Raw genomic sequence first — 14,621 nt, 5'->3', positions numbered from 1 at the left:
GTAGCCTCCCTAGTGGTGCCTTGCAGTCTAGGCAGCACACGGCAAAGGGCGCTGACCTGCATCAAGCTCCCCGCCCCCGATTCGTTCACCCTGGCCCTGTACGAAGGTTCCATGGCATTCCACGATCCCCGAAAGGTATCGGGGTGTCGACAGAGCTCTGACGGAGGAGGCTCGATGGCATCACTGACGTTTCTAGGCGCCGCCCAGGAGGTCACTGGCTCCTGTTATCTGCTGGAAACCCTCGATGGCGTGAAGGTCCTGCTCGAATGCGGCATGCGCCAGGGGCGCCGCGAAGCCGACAACGGCAACCGCGCGCCCTTCCCCTTCGATCCCGCGAGCATCGACGCGGTGGTCATCTCCCACGCCCACCTGGACCACAGCGGCCTGCTGCCGCGCCTGGCGGCCGAGGGCTTCAAGGGCCCGATCTTCGCCACCGAGGCCACCTGCGAACTGCTGGAACTCATGCTGCTGGACTCCGCGCACATCCAGGAAAAGGACGCCGAGTGGGAGAACCGCTGGCGCAACCGGATCGGCAAGCCGAGCATCAAGCCGCTGTATACCCAGGCCGACACCGAACGCGCGCTCAAGCTGCGCCGGCCGATCAGCCTCGGCAGCACCGTGGCGGTCGCTCGTGGCGTGCGGGTGACCTTTCACAACGCCGGGCACATCCTCGGCTCGTCGATCGTCGAAGTGCAATTCCACGACCAGGTGCAACCGCGCCGCCTGGTGTTTTCCGGCGACCTCGGCAACACCTGCTCGCCGTTGATGCGCGCGCCCTCGCCACTGAGCCGGGCCGACGTGGTGATGCTCGAATCCACCTATGGCGATCGCGATCACCGCGACAGCAACGACACCCTGGAGGAACTGGCGGCGATTCTCGACCAGGCGCACCGCGACGGCGGCAACGTGCTGATCCCGTCGTTCGCCGTCGGCCGCACCCAGGACCTGCTCTACTACCTCGGCCGCTTCTACCAGGAGGGCCGCCTGCCGCAACAGGCGGTATTCCTCGACAGCCCGATGGCCGCCCGTGCCAATGGCATCTACCTGCGCCACAGCAACGAGTTCGACGACCGCGACCGCGAGTACATTCGCGGCACCGGCACCACCCGCCTGGAGGAATGGCTGCCGGTGCTGCGCGTCACCCGCAGCGCCGACGAGTCGATGGCGATCAACCGGATCAAGAGCGGCGCGGTCATCATCGCCGGCAGCGGCATGTGCACCGGCGGCCGTATCGTCCATCACTTCAAGCACAACCTCTGGCGCCCGGAATGCCATGTGGTATTCCCCGGCTTCCAGGCGCGCGGCACCCTGGGCCGCAACATCGTCGACGGCGCCAGCGCGGTTCGCGTGTTCCACCAGCGCATCGCGGTCAAGGCGCAGATCCATACCCTCGGCGGCTTCTCCGCCCACGCCGGGCAATCGCAGCTGCTCGACTGGGTCGGTCACTTCGCCCACCGTCCAGCGCTATACCTGATACATGGCGAGCGGGAAAAGATGGAAGCGCTGCAGGGCGCGATCCGCGAGCGTCTCGACTGGGATGCCGAGATACCGGAGCCCGGCGAACGCATCGAGATCTGAGCCGCCGTCCGCAACTGTCACGCAGTCCGTGGCAGTATGCGGATGACCGCCTGTCCAGGGTGGTTGTAGAAGGAGTATGCGAATGCCCTACGAAGCCGATGACTATCTTTCCCGGCACTTCCAGACCAGCGGCACCGACCTGGCGCGGAAGGTCGACGAACTGGCGGCCCTTGCGGCTCCCGGCGACAGCCCCAATCTCGCGCTCTACCGCGAGATGCTCTTCACCGTGACGCGCATGGCCCAGGCCGACCGCAACCGCTGGGACGCCAAGATCATGCTGCAGACCCTGCGCGAGATGGAGCATGCCTTCAGCGTCCTCGAGCAGTTCAAGCGGCGACGCAAGGTCACCGTGTTCGGCTCGGCGCGCACGCCAGTCGAACATCCGGTCTATGCCCTGGCGCGCAAGCTGGGCGAGGAACTGGCCCGCTACGACCTGATGGTGATCACCGGCGCCGGCGGCGGCATCATGGCCGCCGCCCACGAAGGCGCCGGGCTGGAGAACAGCCTGGGCTTCAACATCACCCTGCCCTTCGAGCAGCACGCCAACCATACGGTGGACGGCAGCGGCAACCTGCTGTCGTTCCACTTTTTCTTCCTGCGCAAGCTGTTCTTCGTCAAGGAAGCCGACGCCCTGGTGCTCTGCCCCGGCGGCTTCGGCACCCTAGACGAGGCACTGGAAGTGCTGACCCTGGTACAGACCGGCAAGAGTCCGCTGGTGCCGATCGTGCTGCTCGACCAGCCGGGCGGCCGCTACTGGGAACACGCCCTGGAGTTCATGCAGGAACAGTTGCTGGAGAATCACTATATCTTGCCGGCCGACATGCGCCTGATGCGCCTGGTGCATTCGGCCGAAGACGCGGTGAAGGAAATCGCCCAGTTCTACCGCAACTTCCACTCCAGCCGCTGGCTGAAAGGCACTTTCGTGATTCGCCTGAACCACGCCCTGAACGAAGCCGCGCTGGCGCACCTGCACGAACACTTCGCCAGCCTCTGCCTGAGCGGCGGCTTCCAGCAGCAGGCCTACAGCGAGCAGGAACAGGACGAACCGGAGTTCCGCAACCTGACCCGCCTCGCCTTCGTGTTCAACGGGCGCGACCAGGGGCGGCTGCGGGAATTGCTGGACTACATCAACCTGCCGGAAAACTGGGACTGAAGCTGCCGGTCCGGCACGCGCTCAATCGTCGCTGCGGCCGTTCAACAGGCGGCTGATCGACTCCATGGAGTAACCCCGGTACGCCAGGAAGCGGCCCTGCTGGGCCTTTTCCCTGGCGTCCTGCGGCAGGCGGGCGAACTTGCGGCGCCAGACCTCGCGCAATTGCGCACTCCAGTCGACCTCGCAGGCACCCAGCGCCCTTTCGATATCGACGCGCGGCAGACCGCGTTGCGCCAGTTCCTCACGGATGCGCAACGGCCCATGGCCGCTACGGGCGCGACTGGCGATGAAGCTTTCGAGATAGCGGGATTCGTCGAGCAGACCTTCCTCGGCCAGGCGGTCGAGGGCAGGGTCGATCAACTCGGCAGACGCGCCACGCTGGCGCAACTTGCGGGAAAGCTCGGCGCGCCCGTGCTCACGGCGCGCCAGCAGATCCATGGCCGCCCGCCGCACGGCGACGGGCGTATCGAGCACGGTCGCCATTGGCCTCAATCGGCTTCGGCGTCAGCCACTTCTTCGGCGTCGGCCTTCACCGGACCGCTCTTGGCCAGCAACTGGTCGCGGATGGTCTTCTCCAGCACCGAACCGATCTCCGGATTGTCTTCCAGGTACTTGGCGGCGTTCGCCTTGCCCTGGCCGATCTTGCTGCCCTGGTAGCTGTACCAGGCGCCGGACTTCTCGACCAGGCCCAGTTGCACGCCCAGGTCGATGATCTCGCCGGTACGGTAGATGCCCTTGCCGTAGAGGATCTGGAACTCGGCCTGGCGGAACGGCGGGGAAACCTTGTTCTTCACCACCTTGACGCGGGTTTCGCTACCCACCACCTCGTCGCCTTCCTTCACCGCACCGGTACGACGGATGTCCAGGCGGACCGAGGCGTAGAACTTCAGTGCGTTACCGCCGGTGGTGGTTTCCGGGTTGCCGAACATGACGCCGATCTTCATGCGGATCTGGTTGATGAAGATGACCAGGCAGTTGGCGTTCTTGATATTGCCGGTGATCTTGCGCAGCGCCTGGGACATCAGGCGTGCCTGCAGGCCGACGTGGGCGTCGCCCATCTCGCCTTCGATCTCGGCCTTGGGTACCAGCGCGGCCACGGAGTCGACGATGATCACGTCGACCGCGTTGGAGCGCACCAGCATGTCGGTGATTTCCAGGGCCTGCTCGCCGGTGTCCGGCTGGGAGACCAGCAGGTCGTCGACGTTGACGCCCAGCTTGCCGGCATAGTCGGGATCGAGCGCGTGCTCGGCGTCGACGAAGGCACAGGTGGCGCCCTGTTTCTGGGCCTCGGCGATCACCGAGAGGGTCAGGGTGGTCTTGCCCGAGGATTCCGGACCGTAGATCTCGACGATCCGGCCCTTGGGCAGGCCGCCGATGCCGAGGGCGATGTCCAGGCCCAGGGAGCCGGTGGAGATGGCCGGGATCGCCTGGCGCTCATGGTCGCCCATGCGCATGACCGCGCCTTTGCCGAATTGGCGTTCGATCTGTCCCAGGGCCGCGGCCAGGGCGCGCTTCTTGTTCTCGTCCATTGAAGTCCTCGCGAAGTCAGGGCGGCCGGACGGCCACGAACAACTGTATAAGTAGACAGTATTATTCCACAGGGCAAGTCGCTCGCCTACCCCCGACGGGAAGAATGTTCCGAACGGTTGCCCGCAGGCGCGGCTAGCCCGGGTTCTCGCCGTTGCTCATGCGCAGCAGGCCGGTCAGCGCGGTCGCCACCGTCTGCCGGCGCACGGCGTCGCGGTCGCCGTTGAACTGGCAGCGCTCACTGACCAGCCGCTCGCCGTCGGCCCAGGCCAGCCAGACCGTGCCTACCGGCTTTTCCGGCGAGCCGCCGTCGGGCCCGGCGACACCGCTCACCGCCACCGCGAAACGCGCCCCGCTGTGCCGCTGGGCGCCGCGCACCATGGCCTCGACCACTTCCCGGCTGACCGCGCCGACTGCCAGAAATAGCGACTCGGGCACCTCCAGCTGGAGGGTCTTCTGGCGGTTCGAGTAGGTCACGTAGCCAGCCTCGAACCAGCCCGAACTCCCCGGGATGCGGGTGATCGCCTCGGCGATGCCGCCACCGGTGCAGGATTCCGCCGTGCTGACCTGCTCGCCCAGGTAACGAAGGCTTTCGCCGATGCGGGCGGCCAGTGCGGTCAGGTCGGACTCCATCAGGGTCATCACTGTTCTCCAGGGTAGAAACGGAAAGGGACTACCCTACACCATCGGCTTTTCCATTCAGAAGCAGCTTTCGGACAAGCGCAACCGCGCGAAGGCAGCGAATGCGCGAACATGCGTGCTCCATCACCGTCCAAGGAAAGGCCCCCCATGAACATAGCGCCACTCAAGGTCTCTCTGCTCTCCCTCGCCCTGCTCCTCTCCCCCGTTGCCAGCCTCCCCGCCCATGCGGCCTGCACCGCCAACCTGGCCCTGCAACCCGCCAGCAGCCTGCCCGCGCTCGGCGGGCGCCTGGTCTACCACAGCTATATGGAGTACGGGGACGGCTCCTCGAACCTCTACCTGCACGATTTCAAGAGCAAGAGCACCCGCCAGCTCAACCAGCCCGGCTGGAACATCGAGGACCCGATGAATGCGCATTTCTCCCCGGACGGCCGCTACCTGACCTTCATGGGCCGCCAGAATGGCGCCTGGCACGTGTTCGCCTGGGCCATCGGCGGTACCCAGGCGCCGAGCAACCTGACCGCGGCCATCGGCGGTCGCAACGAGGACCCGAAGTTCTCCTTCGATGGCCGCCAGGTCGTGCTCAAGCACGAGGGCGACATCCGCCTCGCCACCCTGGTCTTCAATGGCGATGGCAGCGTCGGCGTGAGCGCCTGGAAAGCTGTGACCAGCGACGGCTGGAGCACCGAGGAGTCGATGCCGTTCCTCACCCCCTCAGGCAAGTACGTGGTCTACGCGACAGGAGCCGGCGACAGCCTGCGGGTGGTGCGCAGGAACCTGGAGAACGGCCAGGTCAGCCCCCTCGCCACCCCGGCCGCGGGGGGCCGCGACTATTACCCGGTGGTACGCGACTACACCGCCTACTTCCTCTCGCGTACCCAGCCGGCCGGCAACGACCAGTTGGCCATGGTCGTACCCAACAGCCCGCCCGGCACCCCGGCGATCCTGCCGCTCAACCACTGCCAGGGCGACAATTCCGATGCCGCGCCGGTGAACGAGGACTACCTGATCTTCTCCAGCACTTCGTTCGACCCGACCTACAGCCTGCTCCTCGGTGACATCGCCGCGGCGCGGGTCTGGCGTCTCGACCCGGCGCAGATCAACCTGCCCGACGGTCGGCAGAAGCTCGGCGCCAGCTATACCGCGGCACGCTGAAAGCAGCCCGCACAGGCGCGGACCTGAGGGTCCGCGCCGGTTCCGAACGGACCCGACACAGGCCGGTGAATCGGGTTAACATTGCCCTCTTTTGCACCGTCCAAAGCCCGCTTCCGAAGGCCCGTATGACCGACCTCTCCCAGCACACGCCGATGATGCAGCAGTACTTCAAACTGAAGCATCAGCACCCCGACCAATTGATGTTCTATCGCATGGGCGACTTCTACGAGCTGTTCTACGAGGACGCGAAGAAGGCCGCCAAACTGCTCGACATCACCCTGACCGCACGCGGCCAGTCCGGCGGCAAGGCGATCCCGATGGCAGGCATTCCCTTCCATTCCGCGGAGGGCTACCTGGCCAAGCTGGTCAAGCTCGGCGAGTCGGTGGCGATCTGCGAGCAGATCGGCGATCCGGCCACCAGCAAGGGGCCGGTGGAGCGCCAGGTGGTGCGGATCATCACTCCCGGTACGGTGAGCGACGAAGCGCTGCTCGACGAACGCCGCGACAACCTGCTGGCGGCGATCCTCGGCGACGAGCGCCTGTTCGGCCTCGCCGTGCTGGACATCACCAGCGGCCGCTTCAGCGTCCAGGAGATAAAAGGCTGGGAAACCCTGCTGGCCGAACTGGAGCGCCTCAACCCGGCCGAGCTGCTGATTCCCGACGACTGGCCACAGGGCCTGCCGGCGGAGAAGCGCCGCGGCGTACGTCGCCGCGCGCCATGGGACTTCGATCGCGACTCGGCGCACAAGAGCCTCTGCCAGCAATTCGGCACCCAGGACCTGAAAGGCTTCGGCTGCCAGAACCTGACCCTGGCCATCGGCGCCGCCGGCTGCCTGCTCGCCTACGCCAAGGAAACCCAGCGTACCGCCCTGCCGCACCTGCGCAGCCTGCGCCACGACCGCCTCGATGACACGGTGATCCTCGACGGTGCCAGCCGCCGCAACCTGGAGCTGGATATCAACCTCAGCGGTGGCCGCGAGAACACTCTGCAATCGGTGGTCGACCGCTGCCAGACCGCCATGGCCAGCCGCCTGATGAGCCGCTGGCTGAACCGTCCGCTGCGTGACCGCGCGGTACTGGAAGCCCGCCAGGAGTCCATCGCCTGCCTGCTGGAACGCTACCGCTTCGAGAACCTGCAACCGCAGCTCAAGGAAATCGGCGACCTCGAACGCATCCTCGCCCGCATCGGCCTGCGCAACGCCCGCCCTCGCGACCTGGCGCGCCTGCGCGACGCGCTGGCGGCGCTGCCGGACCTGCAGAACGCCATGACCGAACTGGAAGCGCCGCACCTGCAGGCGCTGGCCACCACCATCGGCACCTATCCCGAACTCGCCGAACTGCTGGCCAAGGCGATCATCGACAACCCGCCAGCGGTGATCCGCGACGGTGGCGTGATCAAGACCGGCTATGACGCGGAGCTGGACGAGCTGCAGGCGCTGAGCGAAAACGCCGGGCAATTCCTGATGGACCTGGAAGCGCGCGAGAAGGCCCGCACCGGCCTGCCCAACCTGAAGGTCGGCTACAACCGCATCCATGGCTACTTCATCGAGCTGCCACGGGTACAGGCCGAACAAGCTCCGGCCGACTACATCCGCCGGCAGACCCTGAAAGGCGCCGAGCGCTTCATCACGCCGGAACTGAAGGCCTTCGAGGACAAGGCGCTGTCGGCCCAGAGCCGCGCCCTGGCCCGCGAGAAGGCGCTCTACGAAGAGCTGCTGGAACGCCTGATCGGCCACCTCGCTCCGCTCCAGGACAGCGCCTCGGCGCTGGCGGAACTGGACGTGCTGGCGAATCTCGCCGAACGCGCGCTGAACCTCGACCTGAATCGCCCACGGTTCGTCGAACACACCTGCCTGCACATCGAGCAGGGCCGCCATCCGGTGGTCGAGCAGGTGCTGGAGACACCGTTCGTGGCCAACGACCTGGCGCTGGATGCCGACACCCGGATGCTGGTGATCACCGGTCCGAACATGGGCGGTAAATCCACCTACATGCGGCAAACCGCGCTGATCGTGCTGCTTGCGCACATCGGCAGCTTCGTTCCGGCTGCACGCTGCGAGCTGTCCCTGGTGGACCGCATCTTCACCCGCATCGGCTCGTCCGACGACCTTGCCGGCGGCCGCTCGACCTTCATGGTGGAGATGAGCGAAACCGCCAACATCCTGCACAACGCCACCGACAAGAGCCTGGTGCTGATGGATGAGGTCGGCCGCGGCACCAGCACCTTCGACGGCCTGTCGCTGGCCTGGGCAGCGGCCGAGGACCTGGCCCGGACTCGCGCCTTCACCCTGTTCGCCACCCACTATTTCGAACTGACCGTACTGCCGGAAAGCCAGCCCGCGGTAGCCAACGTGCACCTGAACGCGACCGAGCACAATGAACGCATCGTGTTCCTGCACCATGTACTGCCGGGACCGGCGAGCCAGAGCTACGGCCTCGCGGTGGCCCAGTTGGCCGGCGTGCCGGCCCCGGTAATCCAGCGCGCCCGCGAACACCTCAAGCGCCTGGAAACCACCAGCCTGCCGCACGAGATGCCGAGCCAGCAGAGCGGCAAGCCCGCCTCGCCGATGCAGAGCGACCTGTTCGCCAGCCTGCCGCACCCGGTGATCGATGAATTGTCGAGGATCAATCCCGACGATATCAGCCCGCGGCAAGCTCTCGATCTGTTATATGCATGGAAGATGCGGGTCTGACGGACTACCGCACAAGCTGCTAGAATCGCGCGCGCTTAGCCGCCCGCCTGAGGAGAGAACTAGAAAATGACCTTCGTCGTCACCGACAACTGCATCAAGTGCAAATACACCGACTGCGTGGAAGTCTGCCCGGTAGACTGCTTCTACGAAGGACCCAACTTCCTGGTCATCCATCCGGACGAGTGCATCGACTGCGCCCTGTGCGAGCCCGAATGTCCGGCCCAGGCGATTTTCTCCGAAGACGAAGTGCCGGAGAACATGCAGGAATTCATCGAGCTGAACAGCGAGCTGGCGGAAATCTGGCCGAACATCACCGAGAAGAAGGATGCCCTGCCCGACGCCGAGGAATGGGACGGCGTCGCCGGCAAGCTCCAGCATCTGGAGCGCTGATACGCCAAGGCCCGCAAACAGCGGGCCTTTTCTTTGGCGACGAGTAAAACGGCAGGCAAAAAAAAGGGGCGGGGTATTACCCCGCCCACTCTTCAGTCCCTCGTCATCATCCTGATGAATCGCCTCCCTGGCGACGTCCCTTCCCCGATCCTTCGGGGTTGCGTGTTCCCTGTACGCAGGAGTGATATTAGCGATTCCCAGTGCTCCCGCAACCTGCCAGAAAACCCAGCGAAGCTTCTTCGGCAGCCATTTTAGAAAAATATATTCCTTTAATTTCAATAAGTTACTTAAATTCACCGAGCGTTTTTGGCAAACCTCCCGGGCATTTATCTACTTAGGCTCACACGCCGTGTAAGTTAATGCTTACAAGAGCAGACACAAAAAACCCGGCGAACGCCGGGTCTTCAGTGGGTCTAAGGTTTTCCGTCACTGGAACAGCGCGTCACTCGACAGGCCATTCTTCTCCAGAATCTCCCGCAGGCGCTTCAGCGCCTCGACCTGGATCTGACGAACCCGCTCGCGGGTCAGGCCGATTTCCTGGCCGACCTCTTCCAGCGTGCTGCTTTCGTGCCCGCGCAAGCCGAAGCGGCGAATCACCACCTCACGCTGCTTGTCGGTGAGTTCCGTCAGCCACTGGTCGATGCTTTCGCTGAGATCGTCATCCTGCAGCAGCTCGCACGGGTCGGTGGGGCGATCGTCGGTGAGCGTATCCAGCAGGGTCTTGTCCGAGTCCGGACCAAGAGAGACGTCCACCGAAGTCACCCGTTCGTTCAGGCCGAGCATGCGCTTGACCTCGGCGACCGGCTTCTCCAGCAGGTTGGCGATTTCTTCGGGTGAAGGTTCGTGGTCGAGCTTGTGGGTCAGTTCCCGCGCCGCACGCAGGTAGACGTTGAGCTCCTTGACCACATGGATCGGCAAGCGAATGGTCCGGGTCTGGTTCATGATGGCCCGCTCGATGGTCTGGCGGATCCACCAGGTGGCGTAGGTCGAGAACCGGAATCCGCGCTCCGGATCGAACTTCTCCACGGCGCGGATCAGGCCTAGGTTGCCTTCCTCGATCAGGTCGAGCAGGGACAGTCCGCGATTGACATAGCGCCGGGCGATCTTCACCACCAACCGCAGGTTGCTCTCGATCATCCGCTTCCGACCAGCGGGATCGCCCTTCTGCGCCAGACGAGCGAAGTGGACTTCCTCTTCGGGCGTCAACAGGGGCGAGAAACCGATTTCGTTGAGATACAGCTGCGTTGCGTCCAACGCGCGCGTGTAGTCGATGTGCTTGTGTTGTTTGGAAGAGAAGGAAGTGGTGGCTTTTGGAGTTGCCCGGGGAGAAGGCTGCTCGTCGGCAGACGACTCGTCCAGCATGATGCCGGGCTCCAGGAGGAGCACTTCATCATCGTGGTCAAACTCCGGCCCTTCTTTTTTGAGTGCCATGTCGTTATCCCTTGCATGAGTTCGACTCAAGCCCGGGCGATTCCTTTCCCGCTGGACACGCCCGGACCCGCTCACCTACATGATGTGGGCGGGCGAACTCCCGGTCAGCGACGTGGCAAATATTGCAGTGGATCGACAGGCTTACCCTGGCGGCGAATCTCGAAGTGCAGCTTCACCCGATCGGTTCCTGTGGAGCCCATCTCGGCAATCGATTGCCCTACCTTGACCTGTTGCCCTTCCCGCACCAGCAGCCTGCGGTTGTGACCGTAGGCACTCACGTAGGTCTCGTTGTGTTTGATGATGACCAACTCGCCGTAGCCCCGCAAACCACTACCGGCGTATACAACGGTCCCACCAGACGCAGCCAGGACAGGCTGGCCCAATTGACCGGCTATATCAATCCCTTTATTCAAACTTCCGTTTGAGGCAAAACGGCCGATCAGAGTACCGCTCGCAGGCCATGCCCACCCCCCCACCGCAGGCCCCGCGACGACGGGAGTCGCGCCGCTGCTGGGTGGGGTCGTGGTCGAGGCCGGAGCCGGTGCGGGCTTGGCAGGTACCGACGTACTAACTGCGGGTGGAACCGGGGTAGGCTTGGTCGCCACGGGCGCAGCGACGACCGGCGTGTTTTTCGCGACGGACGGTTGCGTCGATGCCCGCCCACCAAATTGGATAGCTTGACCGACCTGGATGGTATAGGGCGGCGCGATGCCATTGCGCGCGGCCAGGGCTTTCCAGTCCCAGCCGAAGCGGAAGGCAATGGAATACAGGGTGTCGCCGCGGCGCACGATGTACTGCCCGCTGGTGACCGGCGTACGCCGCGCAGCGGCAGGCGCGGAACCGTTGCGATCGACGACCTTGACCCCGCCGGGAGGCGACGACGAACAGGCGGCGAGAAGGGAACAGACGACGGCCCCGAGCAACAGGTGGCAGCCACCGTAGAGCCGAGTCCATTGCCGCAGGGTCGCTGCTAGCCTCAATCCTTCCCCCTTATCCATCTTCTTCGCTTTCGTTCAATCGGGCCGGCGACGCCGGCCGCCGGCTCAGGCGATCGGGCCGTTGAGCAGCGGGACGAAACGTACCGAGTCGAGTACCTGGCGGCTGAACCCGTCCTCGGTGCGGACGATCAGCATCAGTTGCTGGACCTCGCCGCCACCGACCGGGATCACCAGGCGCCCCCCAGGCGCCAACTGGTCCAGCAACGACTGCGGGACTTCCGTGGCCGCCGCGGTGACGATGATTCCATTGTAGGGAGCCAACGCCGACCAACCCTCCCAGCCATCGCCCCAACGAAAGACAACATTACGCAGGTTTAGCTCCGCAAGACGCTCCTTGGCCTTGTCCTGCAACGCCTGGATCCGCTCGACGGAGAAGACCCGCTCGACCAGTTGCGCCAGCACCGCGGTCTGGTAGCCGGACCCAGTGCCGATCTCCATGACCTTGTCCAGCGGGCCGGCCGCCAGCAGCAACTCGGTCATCCGCGCCACCATGAACGGCTGGGAAATGGTCTGGTTGTGGCCGATCGGCAGGGCGGTGTCTTCGTAGGCGCGATGCGAGAGCGCCTCGTCGACGAACAGATGACGCGGCGTGCGGCGGATCACCTCGAGCACGTGGGCGTTGGAAAGGCCTTCTTCGTACAGGCGCTGGATCAGGCGCTCTCGGGTACGCTGGGAGGTCATGCCGATACCCCGGCGATGCAGGTCTTCGGACATCACGTCAGTCCTCCCAGCCACTCGTCGAGGCCGCCGAAGGCTTCGTGGAAGGTGCGGTCCAGCTGCAACGGGGTGATCGACACGTAGCCTTGCATGACCGCGTGGAAATCCGTCCCCGGCCCGCCATCCTCGGCATCGCCGGCCGCGGCGATCCAGTAGCCTTCCTTGCCGCGCGGATTGACCACCTTCACCGGTGCGGCGGCACGGGCGCGGTGCCCGAGGCGGGTCAGTTGGATACCACGTACGCGATCCAGCGGCAGGTTCGGGATATTGACGTTGAGCACGGTACGCGGCGGCACGGCCAGGCGCTCGTGGGCGGAGACCAGCAGGCGGGCGAAGTGCATGGCGGTGGGCAGGTTGTCCGTCAACCGCGAGACCAGCGAGAAGGCGAAGGCCGGCCCCTTCAGGAAGCGCCCTTCGATGGCCGCCGCCACGGTACCGGAATAGAGGACGTCATCGCCGAGGTTGGCGCCCAGGTTGATACCCGAGACCACCATGTCCGGCAATTCCTCCAGCAAGCCGTTCAGGCCCAGGTGCACGCAGTCGGTCGGCGTGCCGTTGAGGCTGATGAATCCGTTGTCCAGGCGCTGCGGGTGCAGCGGGCGGTCCAGCGTCAGGGAACTGCTGGCGCCGCTCTTGTCCTGGTCGGGGGCGATCACTACGCAATCGGCATGATCCGCCAGCGCGTCGTAAAGCGCGGCGATACCGGGTGCGGTCACCCCGTCGTCGTTGGCAATCAGTATGCGCATGGGTTTTCCGTCTGCCCTGTCGGTACCAGGTCGAGGATTTCACGCACCACTACGGTGGCGAAACAACCGGCCGGCAGGACGAATTCCAGTTGCAGAACATCAGGTTCGGGATAATGCCACGCCAGCCCCTGGATGGGGAGCCGCAGGATGCGCCGTTCGTGCGCCATGCCCGCCTTCGCCAGCCAGCGGCAGAGCGCCGGCTCGCTCCCGGCCAGGGCCAGCTCGCGTTCGAGGACGCCGGCGCCGCTCGGCGGATCGCCCTCGCCCCAGAGCGGTCCGGTGGGGTGCAGGTCGAGGGCGGCCAGACGGGCATCGCGGCATTCTTCCTCGCCAGCGAGGAAAAAGCTGCGGCTGTCGGTGAAGGCCAGCAGGTCACCGACCGCTGCCCGGTTCCAGCTACCCTCCGCGACCCGCTCGGCGAGCAGGCGATTGAACAGGTAGCTGCGCCCGGCGGAAAGGAAGCGCGAACGCAGGTTGCGGTTCGCCGGCAGCAGGTCCTGTTCCGCGCAACTGCGCGCGTCGACCAGGTTGCCGCCGCCGTGGCCGAAGCGTTGCAGGCCGAAATAATTGGGCACGCCGTCCGCGGCGATACGTGCCAAGCGCGCGTCGAGAAGGGCACACTCCGCCCGCAGCCCGGTCAGACGCAGGGTGAAGCCGTTGGCGGCATGCGCGCCTCGCTGCAACTTGCGCGAATGACGGGTGCAGCGAAGAATCCGCAGGTCCGCGCCCTCGGCTGCACCCAGGTCGGGATCGGCCTTGCCCGGCAGGTGCAGGCTGAACCATTGCCGGGTCAGGGCCTGGCGGTCCTTCAACCCGGCGTAGCTGACGTTCTTCTGCTGCACACCGGCGGCGCGGCCGAGGCGACGGGCCGCCTCCTCGGTGTTCAATCCGCGCTTTTCCACCCACAACCAGAGGTGCTCGCCTTCACCGCTGAGGGGAATGTCCAGCACCTCGTCGACCTGGAAGTCCTCGGCCACGGCCTTGAGCACCGCCTCGCCGCAGGCTGCCCCATGGGCGCGCGGCCCGAGCAGGTCGAGTTCGCCGAGAACGCTCATCGGGCCATCAGCAAAGCGACCGCATGTACAGCAATGCCCTCTTCGCGTCCGGTGAAACCTAGCCGCTCGGTAGTGGTGGCCTTGACGTTGACCTGGTCGACCGCGACGCCGAGGTCCTCGGCGATCAACCCGCGCATGGTCTCGATGTGCGGCGCCATCTTCGGCGCCTGGGCGACGATGGTGGCGTCGACGTTGCCGACCTTCCAGCCCTTCTCGGCGACGATGGCGACCACGTGTCGCAGCAGCGCGCGACTGTCGGCGCCCTTGAACCGCGGGTCGGTGTCCGGGAAGTGCTTGCCGATGTCGCCCAGCGCCGCCGCGCCGAGCAGCGCATCGGACAAGGCGTGCAGCAGCACGTCGCCGTCGGAGTGGGCGACCAGCCCATGTTTATGGGGAATGCGCACACCGCCGAGGGTGATGAAGTCGCCCTCGCCGAAGCGATGCACGTCGTAGCCATGGCCAATTCGCATGAAAAAACGCCCTGGTTGGAATCAGGGCGTGATTCTACCCCGGATCGGGACAGGCTTCAGGTATCG

The 14,621-nt window shown here is 65.3% G+C and carries 14 protein-coding genes; 5 read left to right on the top strand and 9 right to left on the bottom strand.

The window, feature by feature from the left end; all coding sequences use genetic code 11:
• Positions 1 to 174: 174 nt before the first annotated feature.
• Together ACI766_RS06835 and ACI766_RS06830 are read left to right on the top strand one after the other, a co-directional pair.
• Entirely contained in the window at positions 175 to 1,578 is a 1,404-nt protein-coding gene (locus ACI766_RS06835; protein WP_003098484.1) for an MBL fold metallo-hydrolase RNA specificity domain-containing protein, read from the top strand.
• A gap of 82 nt (positions 1,579 to 1,660) precedes the next feature.
• The gene (locus tag ACI766_RS06830; protein ID WP_003092255.1) at positions 1,661 to 2,731 is read left to right on the top strand and encodes an LOG family protein; all 1,071 of its coding nucleotides are present in this window, start codon (positions 1,661 to 1,663) and stop codon (positions 2,729 to 2,731) included.
• Positions 2,732 to 2,752: 21 nt separating this feature from the next.
• Here ACI766_RS06830 and recX read toward each other — a convergent pair whose 3' ends face one another.
• From recX to ACI766_RS06815, 3 genes are all read right to left on the bottom strand, one after another.
• Positions 2,753 to 3,214 carry a recombination regulator RecX gene (gene recX / locus ACI766_RS06825; protein ID WP_076938865.1) on the bottom strand — a complete coding sequence of 154 codons (462 nt, stop codon included), beginning with the start codon at positions 3,212 to 3,214 and terminating at the stop codon, positions 2,753 to 2,755.
• Between the two features lie 5 nt (positions 3,215 to 3,219).
• Complete coding sequence (recA, locus tag ACI766_RS06820; protein ID WP_003092260.1) at positions 3,220 to 4,260, bottom strand: recombinase RecA; 1,041 nt, start codon at positions 4,258 to 4,260, stop codon at positions 3,220 to 3,222.
• Positions 4,261 to 4,393: 133 nt separating this feature from the next.
• A complete protein-coding gene (locus ACI766_RS06815) occupies positions 4,394 to 4,900 on the bottom strand; it encodes a CinA family protein (protein WP_076938864.1) in 507 nt (168 codons plus the stop codon).
• A gap of 147 nt (positions 4,901 to 5,047) precedes the next feature.
• Here ACI766_RS06815 and ACI766_RS06810 point away from each other — a divergent pair, with 147 nt between their 5' ends.
• From ACI766_RS06810 to fdxA, 3 genes are all read left to right on the top strand, one after another.
• Positions 5,048 to 6,055 (top strand): TolB family protein, encoded by a 1,008-nt coding sequence (locus ACI766_RS06810; protein WP_003092265.1) that lies wholly within the window; start codon positions 5,048 to 5,050, stop codon positions 6,053 to 6,055.
• Between the two features lie 125 nt (positions 6,056 to 6,180).
• A complete protein-coding gene (mutS, locus tag ACI766_RS06805) occupies positions 6,181 to 8,748 on the top strand; it encodes a DNA mismatch repair protein MutS (RefSeq protein WP_003113873.1) in 2,568 nt (855 codons plus the stop codon).
• Between the two features lie 66 nt (positions 8,749 to 8,814).
• Positions 8,815 to 9,138 carry a ferredoxin FdxA gene (gene fdxA, locus ACI766_RS06800; RefSeq protein WP_003119354.1) on the top strand — a complete coding sequence of 108 codons (324 nt, stop codon included), beginning with the start codon at positions 8,815 to 8,817 and terminating at the stop codon, positions 9,136 to 9,138.
• Positions 9,139 to 9,564: 426 nt separating this feature from the next.
• Here the strand turns inward: fdxA and rpoS are convergent, their stop codons facing one another.
• The 6 genes from rpoS to ispF form a co-directional block, all read right to left on the bottom strand.
• Positions 9,565 to 10,569, bottom strand: a complete 1,005-nt coding sequence (gene rpoS, locus ACI766_RS06795) for an RNA polymerase sigma factor RpoS (protein WP_003113871.1) — start codon at positions 10,567 to 10,569, stop codon at positions 9,565 to 9,567.
• Between the two features lie 104 nt (positions 10,570 to 10,673).
• Complete coding sequence (locus tag ACI766_RS06790) at positions 10,674 to 11,567, bottom strand: peptidoglycan DD-metalloendopeptidase family protein (protein WP_003115226.1); 894 nt, start codon at positions 11,565 to 11,567, stop codon at positions 10,674 to 10,676.
• Between the two features lie 45 nt (positions 11,568 to 11,612).
• On the bottom strand, positions 11,613 to 12,248 hold the full coding sequence (locus ACI766_RS06785) for a protein-L-isoaspartate(D-aspartate) O-methyltransferase (protein WP_003098558.1): 636 nt from the start codon (positions 12,246 to 12,248) through the stop codon (positions 11,613 to 11,615).
• 32 nt (positions 12,249 to 12,280) lie between these two features.
• Positions 12,281 to 13,030: a 5'/3'-nucleotidase SurE gene (gene surE, locus ACI766_RS06780; protein WP_003092341.1), complete on the bottom strand. Its 750-nt coding sequence runs from the start codon at positions 13,028 to 13,030 to the stop codon at positions 12,281 to 12,283.
• Positions 13,018 to 14,085 carry a tRNA pseudouridine(13) synthase TruD gene (gene truD, locus ACI766_RS06775; protein WP_076938863.1) on the bottom strand — a complete coding sequence of 356 codons (1,068 nt, stop codon included), beginning with the start codon at positions 14,083 to 14,085 and terminating at the stop codon, positions 13,018 to 13,020. Before truD ends, surE begins: the two co-directional genes overlap by 13 nt.
• Positions 14,082 to 14,555: a 2-C-methyl-D-erythritol 2,4-cyclodiphosphate synthase gene (ispF, locus tag ACI766_RS06770; protein WP_003098560.1), complete on the bottom strand. Its 474-nt coding sequence runs from the start codon at positions 14,553 to 14,555 to the stop codon at positions 14,082 to 14,084. Before ispF ends, truD begins: the two co-directional genes overlap by 4 nt.
• Positions 14,556 to 14,621 lie beyond the last annotated feature (66 nt).

Source organism: Pseudomonas sp. DL (assembly GCF_047199225.1).
GTDB lineage: Bacteria > Pseudomonadota > Gammaproteobacteria > Pseudomonadales > Pseudomonadaceae > Pseudomonas > Pseudomonas aeruginosa.
The sequence above is the reverse complement of the archived record's forward strand: the minus strand, read 5'-3'. Positions and strand labels throughout refer to the sequence as shown.